Source organism: Comamonas sp. NyZ500, assembly GCF_016772095.1.
Taxonomy (GTDB): Bacteria; Pseudomonadota; Gammaproteobacteria; order Burkholderiales; family Burkholderiaceae_C; genus Comamonas; species Comamonas thiooxydans.
Window position 1 is genome coordinate 1 of sequence record NZ_JAEIJE010000048.1, and the last position, 2,769, is coordinate 2,769.

3 protein-coding genes are annotated in these 2,769 nt (G+C 65.0%); 1 reads left to right on the plus strand and 2 read right to left on the minus strand.

Features of this window, described 5'->3' with window-relative positions:
- Nucleotides 1-76: 76 nt before the first annotated feature.
- On the minus strand, nt 77-1,537 hold the full coding sequence (locus JAO85_RS25460; protein ID WP_068595715.1) for an aldehyde dehydrogenase family protein: 1,461 nt from the start codon (nt 1,535-1,537) through the stop codon (nt 77-79).
- 63 nt (nt 1,538-1,600) lie between these two features.
- Entirely contained in the window at nt 1,601-2,242 is a 642-nt protein-coding gene (locus tag JAO85_RS25860; RefSeq protein ID WP_314354287.1) for a hypothetical protein, read from the minus strand.
- Between the two features lie 155 nt (nt 2,243-2,397).
- On the opposite strand from JAO85_RS25860, the gene JAO85_RS25470 reads away from it, so the two are divergent.
- Nucleotides 2,398-2,658 (plus strand): RNA-binding S4 domain-containing protein, encoded by a 261-nt coding sequence (locus JAO85_RS25470; protein WP_084819831.1) that lies wholly within the window; start codon nt 2,398-2,400, stop codon nt 2,656-2,658.
- The last annotated feature ends 111 nt before the right edge of the window (nt 2,659-2,769 follow it).

The following is a 2,769-nucleotide window of genomic DNA, read 5'->3' on the forward strand; positions in this document are numbered from 1 at the left end:
CCTTCCTTGGCCGAACGTGTTTCGAGGCCCAAAACTCGTGCCATACTTGGCCTCATGCGGTTGAATTTCCTATCCGTTACTTCAGCATCCCCAGGAACTGCGAAACCAGGCGGCGCTTGAGGCCGGTGTAGGGCGGGTAGAACAGCATCTTGGCGGCGTTGATCGAGCCACCCTTGAGCACGCCACGCTCGTGCGAGAAGGTCTTGAAGCCAAACTCGCCGTGGGCGTTGCCGATGCCGGAGTTGTTGACCCCGCCGAAAGGCAGGTTGCCCTGCGCGTAGTGCAGCACCACCTGGTTGATGGCCACACCACCCGAGCTGGTCTGCGCCAGGATGCGGCGCGTACGCGCCTTGTCCTGGCTGAACACATACAGCGCCAGCGGCTTGGGACCCTCGTTGATCTGGCGCACCACCTCGTCCACGTTGCGGAAGGTCAGGATGGGCAGCAGCGGGCCAAAAATCTCTTCCGACATGATGGCCGCGTCGCGGGGCACCTGATCGAGCAGCGTCGGCGCGATGTAGCAGCCCGCCACGTCCACCTCGCCACCGGTCAGGGTGCGCGCGCCCTTGGCCACGGCGTCTTGCAGCAGCCCGGCAATGCGCTGGGTGTGACGCTGGTTGATCACGCCCGTCAGGTCGCGGCAGGCACGCTGCGCCTCGGGCGTGGCACCGTAACGATCGGCCAGCACCTTACGGCACTCGGCCACGAAGCGGTCTTTGACGCTCTCGTGCACGAACACGTGGTCGGGCGCCACACAGATCTGACCGCAGTTGGTCAACTTGCCCCACAGCATCACCTCGGCGGCGTTGCGCAAGTTGGCCGTCTCATCGACGATCACGGGCGACTTGCCCCCCAATTCCAGCGTGACACTGGTGAGGTGCTTGGCCGCCGCTGCCATCACCACCTTGCCCACGGCCGGGGAGCCGGTGAAGAAGATGTGGTCAAACGGCAGCTCCAGCAGCGCGGTCGACGTCGGCAGGCTGCCCTCGAACAGGGCCACTTCGTTGGACGGGAAGGTGTCGGCAATGACCTGGGCCATCACGGCGCTGACCGAGGGCGTCATCTCGGAGGGCTTGAGGATGACGGTGTTGCCGGCCGCCAGTGCCGACACCAGCGGGCCGAAACACAGGTTGAGCGGGAAGTTCCACGGCGCGATGATCAGGCAACGGCCACGCGGCTGGTACTCGATCCAGCTTTCGGTGAACAGCGTGCCGATGGTCGGGCGCACGCGCTTGGGCTGAGCCCATTTCTTCAACGAACCGATGGTGTGGCGGATCTCTTCGAGCACCGGCATGAACTCGGTGCCGTCGACCTCGATGGCGGGCTTGCGGTAGTCCTTCTCGAACGCGGCGTAGAAGTCGGCACGACGGGCCAGCATGGCCTCACGCAGCTTCTTCAGGCGCGTGATGCGCTCGGCAATCGTCGATTCGCGCCAGGCCAGCGAGGTGGCCAGTTGCGAGTCAAAGACCCGACGGATGTCCGCGGGATCAGACTCCCCGGTCTTGGGATCGACAAGGTGCATCACAGGTCGGGTCATGAGAACTCCAGGTTCAACGATCGAGATCAGGCCACATCAGGGTGGGAGACCCACCCGCCGAGATCAGGCCTTCTTGGTTTTGACAGGGGTGGCCTTTTTGGCAGCCGCTTTCTTGGCAGGGGCCTTGTTGGCAACCACAGCCGTCGGCGTCGCGGCCTTCTTGGCGGGCACCTTCTTGGCCGGTGCTGGCTTGGCTGCCGTCTTGGTGGCGGCGGCCTTCTTCGCCGCTGCGGGTTGGGCCGCCACCGTGGTCGTCGGCTTGGAAGCGGCCTTCTTCACAGGTTTGACCAGCGCCTCGGTCGCCGCTGCCGGTTTCGCCGGAGCCTTTGCGGGCGCTTTTGCAGGTGCTTTCACCGTCGGCAACTTCACCGCGACCTTCTTGGCGCTGGCGGGGGGCGCCGCCTTCTTGGCCGTCGGCACACGCACACCCTCGGCGCTCAGACCGGCACGGATCAGACGTTCGGTCAGGGCATTCAGGTCCCCGCCCTCTTGCTCAGCCAGGGCACGCAGGCGCTGCACCAACTCATCCTTGAGCTTGCAGGCGAACGGCACCAAGCCCGCCGCCTGGTCCAGTCGACGCTGCTCGCGGCGATCGGGCACCGCGGTCGAGGCCACGCCAAAGCGCGTCGGCACCGGGGCCTTCTGCACGCCTTCGCGCAGCTTGATGGCTTTGTTCTTTTCCAGGTCGGTTTTCTTCATGCTCATGGCGAGGCGGTCCCCTCACGGGACAAAATAGAGGTCGGGCACGCGGATCGCACCGTATCTGAAAACAGCGTGATCCACAATCCCGAGATTGTGCACGGTGAAACCCCTCTTGTGCCCGCGTCCATCCCCCTGACAACCCTGAATCGCCCCCCACCATGCCCCTGCAACAGATCACCTTTCCCCTGCGTGGCGAATTCATCACCCTTGACCGCCTGCTCAAGGCCTGCGGCCTCGCCGAAAGCGGCGGACGCGCCAAGACCATGGTGGCCGAGGGCATGGTGCAGGTTGATGGCCGCGACGAGCTGCGCAAGACGGCCAAGATCCGCGGCGGTCAGGTGGTGAGCCTGCACGGTGCCCGCATCAAGGTGCTGCCCGATCCTGATCTGGATCAGGTTTCCCCCGACAACGGGGATTGACCCGAGGCCACGCCTCGCCACTTGAGGCACGATGCAAGGCAGATGAGCTGCACCTCACACCGCTGGAACTGATCGACCGCATCGCCGCGCTGGTGCCACCGCCACGCACCC

Excerpts from the sequence above, each read along its gene's own strand:
- JAO85_RS25470 (WP_084819831.1), top strand. The coding sequence starts at position 2,398 with ATGCCCCTGCAACAGATCACCTTTCCCCTGCGTGGCGAATTCATCACC.
- JAO85_RS25460 (WP_068595715.1), bottom strand. The coding sequence starts at position 1,537 with ATGACCCGACCTGTGATGCACCTTGTCGATCCCAAGACCGGGGAGTCT.
- JAO85_RS25860 (WP_314354287.1), bottom strand. The coding sequence starts at position 2,242 with ATGAGCATGAAGAAAACCGACCTGGAAAAGAACAAAGCCATCAAGCTG.